6 protein-coding genes are annotated in these 6639 nt (G+C 60.4%); all 6 read left to right on the top strand.

Features of this window, described 5'->3' with window-relative positions:
• Positions 1–956, top strand: a 956-nt coding sequence (locus tag PHU01S_RS01935) for a DNA mismatch repair MutL family protein (RefSeq protein WP_507763343.1), incomplete at its 5' end; no start/stop codon positions are given.
• Positions 953–1735, top strand: a complete 783-nt coding sequence (locus tag PHU01S_RS01930; RefSeq protein ID WP_127505788.1) for a class I SAM-dependent methyltransferase — start codon at positions 953–955, stop codon at positions 1733–1735. The genes PHU01S_RS01935 and PHU01S_RS01930, both read left to right, overlap by 4 nt.
• Positions 1728–2693, top strand: a complete 966-nt coding sequence (miaA, locus tag PHU01S_RS01925) for a tRNA (adenosine(37)-N6)-dimethylallyltransferase MiaA (RefSeq protein WP_127505786.1) — start codon at positions 1728–1730, stop codon at positions 2691–2693. The genes PHU01S_RS01930 and miaA overlap by 8 nt, the downstream gene beginning before the upstream one ends.
• Before the next feature lie 15 nt (positions 2694–2708).
• Positions 2709–2954 carry an RNA chaperone Hfq gene (hfq, locus tag PHU01S_RS01920; RefSeq protein WP_021879853.1) on the top strand — a complete coding sequence of 82 codons (246 nt, stop codon included), beginning with the start codon at positions 2709–2711 and terminating at the stop codon, positions 2952–2954.
• 165 nt (positions 2955–3119) lie between these two features.
• Positions 3120–5753 carry a transglycosylase domain-containing protein gene (locus PHU01S_RS01915; protein ID WP_127505784.1) on the top strand — a complete coding sequence of 878 codons (2634 nt, stop codon included), beginning with the start codon at positions 3120–3122 and terminating at the stop codon, positions 5751–5753.
• Between the two features lie 149 nt (positions 5754–5902).
• Complete coding sequence (locus tag PHU01S_RS01910; protein WP_127505782.1) at positions 5903–6592, top strand: peptidylprolyl isomerase; 690 nt, start codon at positions 5903–5905, stop codon at positions 6590–6592.
• The last annotated feature ends 47 nt before the right edge of the window (positions 6593–6639 follow it).

Raw genomic sequence — 6639 nt, 5'->3', positions numbered from 1 at the left:
AGGGCCCGCCTCCGGGCAGCGCTGCAGCCGCCTCGGGGAGTCCCGCCGTTCCGCCTGACGCCGCTCGGCGGCTGTACGCGCCTGCCTCCGGTATGGCGGCAGACCGAGCCGGAGCCGTGCGGGAGCAGGAAGGCGGAGCTTATGCCGCTGTTCCCGCCCTGGCAGGCGGAGCCAATGCCTCCGCTCCCGGTCCGGCAGGCGACGAGCCCGCGGGCCTTGTCAGCGGCGCTTCCGGCCCCAAGCCGGAGGTCGGCGGGCTGGCTTTGTCCCCTCAAGCCGGCTTTGCCGAATCCGGGGGTTCATACAGTCCGTCGGAATCTTTCCCCGGAGCGGCGGGCAGCCTCTCCGATGCCCCCGAAGGCGGGACGGGCTTCCCGGAGCTCAGCTGGGTCGGCCAGATGCACGGCACCTATCTGATCGCGCAAAACGAGGAAGGCATGTACATGATCGACCAGCATGCCGCCCACGAGCGGATCAATTACGAATACTATTACCGCAAGTTCGGGGAGCCGGGCAGCGAGAGCCAGGTTCTGCTCGTTCCCTTCACGCTGGAATATACGAGCGCGGACGCCCAGCAGCTGGCCGGGAGGCTGGAGCTGCTGGCGGAAGCAGGCGTGGAGCTGGAGCCGTTCGGTCCCCAATCGTTCCTCGTCCGCTCCCATCCCCATTGGTTCCCCAAGGGCGAGGAGCAGCAGCTCGTCGAGGAGATGGCGGAGTGGGTGCTGCGCGAGAAGCGGGCGGTGGACATCGCCAAGCTGCGTGAGGAGGCGGCCATCATGTGCTCCTGCAAAGCTTCCATCAAGGCGAACGACCGGCTGAGCCGGGAGGAAGGCGAAGCCCTTCTCGCCCGGCTGGCCGCCTGCGCGCAGCCTTATACTTGTCCGCACGGCAGGCCGATTCTGGTCCATATTTCCAACTATCAGCTGGAGAAAATGTTCAAACGGGTGATGTCATGATCGTCACGACGACGGATCAGCCGAGCGGAGACATGCTCGACGCTGCCGCCCGCCTGGCGGAGGAGCTGGGCGCGCGGCTCGTCAGCCGCAGAGGACGCACGCTCGGCCAATTGGCCGCAGCTTACGGCGACAAGGAGCTGCTGGTCGCCACGAGCACGCAGCTTCGTTATTACGGCGGCCCCGACGAGCCGCCCTTTTATTTCCATCCCAGCATGGCCTACGTTCGCGTGAAGCGGCTGCGCAAGGGAGAGTCCGATCCGCTGGTGGAGCTGGCCGGCTGCCGTCCGGGAGACAGCGTCCTGGACTGCACGGCCGGACTTGCCGGTGATTCCATCGTTTTCTCGTATGCGGCCGGACCGGAGGGGAGCGTGACGGCGCTGGAGAGCGAGCCGGTGCTGCATGCCGTTGTCCGGGAAGGGCTTCTGAGCTATGAGACGCCTCTCGAGGACGTCAATGAGGCTTTCCGGCGCATCCGGCCGGTGCTCGCCGGACATGCCGACTATTTGAAGTCGCTGCCGGACGACAGCTTCGATATCGTCTACTTTGATCCCATGTTCCGCGATCCTGTGCAGGAATCAAGCTCGATCGAGCCTCTGCGCGGCTTGGCGAATCACGGCGCGCTTGCGGCGGAGACCGTCCGGGAAGCGGTTCGGGTAGCGAGAAGAACGGTGCTGCTCAAGGAAAAAAACAACAGCCCGGAGTTTCAGCGGCTCGGCTTCGAGCGCTGTCCGGGGAAAAAGACATCCGCTGTCGGATACGGAGTGATTCGAATTGACTAAACAGCCGCTTCTCGTTCTGGTCGGGCCGACGGCCGTCGGCAAGACGAAGCTGAGCCTGGAGCTTGCCAAGGCATGGAACGCGGAAATCATCTCGGGAGACTCCATGCAGGTCTACCGGGGAATGGACATCGGCACGGCCAAAATTCCCTGTGATGAGATGGAGGGGATTCCCCACCATCTCATCGATATCCGGAATCCGGACGAGCCCTACTCGGCCGCCGACTTCCAGGAAGCGTGCAGCCGCCTCATTCCGGAGATCGCAGCCCGCGGCAAGCTTCCATTCATTGTCGGCGGCACCGGACTCTACATCGAGTCGGTCTGCTACGGATACCGGTTCTCCGAGGCGGGCTCGGACGAAGCCTTCCGTGCGGAGCTCCAGAAGCTCGCGGATGCCGATGGCGTCGATGCCCTGCATGCCAGGCTGGCTGCCGCCGATCCCGAGTCCGCGGCCAAGCTGCATCCCAACGATGTGAGAAGAGTCATCCGGGCGCTGGAAATTGTCCATGTGACGGGGCAAACGATGAGCAGCCAGCTCGCCGGACAGAAAAAAGAGTCGCCCTACGAATTGGTTATTCTGGGACTGCAGATGGACCGTGCGGAGCTGTACGGCAGAATCGAGGAGAGAATCGATCTCATGATGGAGGCCGGGCTGCCGGAGGAGGTCGCCCGCTTGCTGGAGCAAGGCGTGCCGGAGAACGCCGTGGCCATGCAGGGGCTGGGATACAAGGAGCTCGTTCCCTGGCTGAGAGGCGGGACGACGAAGGAGGAAGCCGTCCAGCTGCTCAAGCGGGATACGAGAAGATTCGCCAAGCGCCAGCTGAGCTGGTTCCGGCATATGAAGGACATTCATTGGATCGACGCCGGGGAAAATTTTCACAACAATTTGGAGCTTATCCATGCTATACTAGCAGGAAAGTTTGCAGTCGATCTTGAATATACCACTAACAATCCTTTTTGACGGGGGTAACTTCCAATGAACAAATCCATTAATATTCAAGATACGTTCCTGAACCAGCTCCGCAAGGACAGCATCCCGGTCACGGTTTACCTCACCAACGGTTTCCAGATCCGCGGGGTTATCCGCGCCTTCGATAATTTCACGATCATCATCGATTCCGACGGACGCCAGCAAATGGTGTACAAGCATGCGATCTCGACGTTCACGCCTCAGCGCAACGTATCGCTCATGCAGCCGCAGGACAGCTCCTCGGAATCCTAGGACAGGCTATGCCGCCGCGAGTGCGGTGAAACCTTTCCTGCAGCAGCTTCGTTAAGGAAATATCGGTCCGAAGAACAACCCGCTCTCCGGCAGGGTTGTTCTTCTGTTTCCAAGGGTATACCTATATCGGGACAGAAGAGACCGACCGGAAGGAGAACGATAGACATGCCAGACCAGAGAAAAAAAGGGGATTATCCGGCGCAGCCGGCAAGCAAGAAGGGCAAGAGGAAAAAAGGCCGGATCAGCCGCAAGCGGAAATGGTTCTACGGCTTGTTTTTCGCGGGAGCTCTCGCCGTCGTCGCCGGTATCGTCGGCTACCTGCTGGTCATCCTCAACGGCGAGCGCATCCTCGCCGCCAACAAGGATGTGCTCAGCTTGACGGAGGCTTCCGTCGTCTATGATTCCAGCAACAACAAAATCGCGAGCCTGGCCAGCGTCAACCGCCAGAACGCCGAGTTCTCGGAGCTTCCGGAGCTGCTTCGCGACGCGTTCATCGCGACGGAAGACAAGCGCTTCGAGGAGCATTCCGGCATCGACATGCTCGGCATCGGGCGCGCGCTCGTCAAGGACGTCATCGCGCGGAGCGCCAAGGAAGGCGCGAGCACGATCACGCAGCAGCTGGCGCGCAACCTGTTCCTGAACCAGGACAAGACGTTTTTCCGCAAAGCGACGGAGGCTTCGATCGCCGTTGCCCTGGAAAACCAGATGACCAAGGACGAAATTCTTACGATGTACCTGAACCGGATCTACTTCGGCAACGGCATCTATGGCGTGAAGCTCGCCGCCAAATATTACTTCAACAGCAGCCTTGAAGACCTCAAGCTGTGGCAGATGGCTACTCTTGCCGCCATTCCGAAGGCGCCAAGCTATTATAATCCGAAGGATGACATCGAGCGCTCGACGCAGCGCCGGGCCGTCGTCCTTACCCTGATGAACGACCAGGGCTATATTACGCAAGAGGAGGAGGACCAAGCCAAGGCGGTCGTCTACAAGCCGCCGGGCGAGTTCAATTCCGGCAGCGACCGCAACAAATTCCTCACCTATGTCGATTTTGCCGTCAAGGAAGCCATGCAGGTCATGGATATGTCCGAGGATGAGATCCGCTTGGGCGGATACAAGATCTACACGTCGCTGAACGCCACGGCCCAGCAGACGATCGAGGACGAGTTCGACGACGACAGCAACTTCGAGAAAAGTCCGGACGAGCAGAAGCAGCAGGCGGCCATGGTCATCATGGACCATAGCGACGGCTCGATAAAGGCGATGATCGGCGGCCGGGATTACGTGCGCAAGGGACTCAACCGCGTCACGGTTCCGCGGCAGCCTGGCTCTTCCTTCAAGCCGATCACCGTATACGGGCCGGCGCTGGAGACGGGCGACTACACGCCCGGATCGACTTTGCGGGACGACAAGAAATGCTACGGCAGCTATTGTCCTACCGATTCCAACAAAAACAAGTACATCGGTCCTGTCAGCATGAGCCAGTCGATCATGGAGTCCCGCAACGCCTCCGCGGTATGGCTGCTCAACGAAATCGGTGTCAGCAAGGGAGTAAGCTTCTCCGGCAAGCTCGGCATGCCGCTGGACAAGGACGACCGCAATCTGGCGATCGCGCTGGGCGGGCTGTCTCATGGCGTAACCCCGCTGCAGATGGCGACAGCGTACAGCGCATTCGCCAATGACGGCAAGTCGGTGGACGCTCATACGATCGTCAAGATCGTCGACCATTCTCAGGAGACGAGATACCAGTATGCCGCAGCGAAGCCCAAGCAGCTCATGAAGGAGCAGACGGCGGCTTACATGACGGAGCTTCTGCAAGGCGTCGTCGGCCCGGGCGGCACGGGCCGCGGAGCGGCCATCGACCGGCCGCTGGCAGGCAAGACCGGCACGACGCAGCATGGCATCAGCGGACTCAAATCCAGCTACAACCGCGACGCCTGGTTCGTCGGCTATACGCCGGAGTGGACCGCCGCGGTATGGATGGGCTACGACAAGACCGACAAGGAGCATTTGCTCAAGAAGAGCAGTTCCGCAGCGGCCGCATTGTTCTCGAAGGTCATGTCCAAGGCGATGAAGGACGTGCCGAAGGGCTCGTTCGGGAAAGCTCCTTCGGAACCGACGCCGACGCCGCCGGCTTCGGATGCGCCTGATCAGGTCAAGAATCTGACGGGCTCCTACGATCCGAACCAAATGCTCGTGTCGCTGCGCTGGACTCCTGTCGAGGGTGATGGAATCAGCTACCGGATCTACCGCAAGGATTCCTCCCAGGCTGAATTCAGCCGCGCGCTTGATTCCGCCGCTGCGGGAAGCGCCGATGACATGAACGTGGCGCCCGGCATGTCGTACGAATATTACGTGACGGCCTATGACAGCAAATCCGGCTTGGAAGGACCTCCTTCGGCCCGGATCGCGATTGAAATTCCAACAGTCGAGATCAGCCCTTCGCCGACTCCTGGCTGGAATGACGGCAGCGGGGAAGGGAACGAGGGAAACGGAAACAACGGCAATGGCAACGGGAACGGAAACAATGGCAACGGGAACGGCCATGGAAATAACGGCAACGGTAATGGCAATAATGGAAACGGCAGCGGCAATGGAAACAACGGCAGCGGGAATGGTAACGGCCAAGGAGGCGGACAGCAGGGCGGGGAATCGACTTCCCAGCCGACGCCGACCCCGACGCCGACCTCGACTCCGGCCGATGCCGGGGGGACGGGCAGCGGCGACGGAACGTCCGGCACCTCCTCCGGCGATGCAGCCGCACTACCTTCGGTTCCGGCTGAATCGACCGGACCTTAGTGCAATCGGGCATCTGAGCTGCGACAATGCAAGCTCCGATGCCCGTTCCATATGACACCAGAGCCAATTCCACTCAAGCTCCGATGTCCTTTCCACCTGATGCCGCATTCCGAAACCATAACCTTTACGGAAAAGGAAGTCATGACAACATGAAAAAGAACCTTAAAGCTCTGTCCATCCTCCTGCTCGGCACCGCTATTGTTGCGGCGGGCTGCGGAGCGAAGAATGCGGGCAACGAATCCTCTGGCGCAGGCGCCAGTAAGCCGGCCAGCAATGCATCTGGCGATGCCGGCGGATCGGCAGCCAAAAGCTGGAGCAAAAAGCCCGACATGGCGATCGACACCTCCAAAACCTATCAGGCGGTCGTCACCACGACGGATGGCGAGTTCACGATCGACCTTTTCGCGAAGGATGCGCCCGAAACGGTCAACAGCTTTGTCTTTCTGGCGCGGCACAACTATTTTGACGGCATCGTTTTTCACCGGATCATTCAGGACTTCATGATCCAGACGGGAGATCCGACGGGCACGGGGGCAGGCGGCCCGGGCTATACGATACCGGATGAGCTGAACAACGGCCATGTCTACAAGAAAGGCGTCGTGGCGATGGCCAATACGGGACAAGCCGACACGGGAGGCAGCCAGTTCTTTATCGGCACGGGTCCAAGCGTCGAGAGCTTGAGCCAGCTTCCGAACTATACGATCTTCGGCGAGATTTCGGGCGGAATGGATGTCGTGGACAAGATTGCCGCCACTCCGGTCGAGAAAAATGCCCAAGGCGAGCCCAGCAAGCCGACTCAATCGGTGAGCATCCAAAACGTCGAAATCAAGGAAAGCTGATTCCCTTTGCCTGATGTTCCGCCGAATGTGTGAACATGATGTGAATT

It is taken from the genome of Paenibacillus humicus NBRC 102415, from assembly GCF_004000905.1.
Lineage (GTDB): Bacteria > Bacillota > Bacilli > Paenibacillales > Paenibacillaceae > Paenibacillus_O > Paenibacillus_O humicus.
Note: the sequence above shows the minus strand (reverse complement) of the source record. Positions and strands in the feature narration are given on the sequence as shown.

What these genes read in the sequence shown, in the direction of transcription:
- PHU01S_RS01910 (WP_127505782.1), top strand. Translation starts at nt 5,903, where the DNA reads ATGAAAAAGAACCTTAAAGCTCTGTCCATCCTCCTGCTCGGCACCGCT.
- PHU01S_RS01930 (WP_127505788.1), top strand. Translation starts at nt 953, where the DNA reads ATGATCGTCACGACGACGGATCAGCCGAGCGGAGACATGCTCGACGCT.
- PHU01S_RS01915 (WP_127505784.1), top strand. Translation starts at nt 3,120, where the DNA reads ATGCCAGACCAGAGAAAAAAAGGGGATTATCCGGCGCAGCCGGCAAGC.
- hfq (WP_021879853.1), top strand. Translation starts at nt 2,709, where the DNA reads ATGAACAAATCCATTAATATTCAAGATACGTTCCTGAACCAGCTCCGC.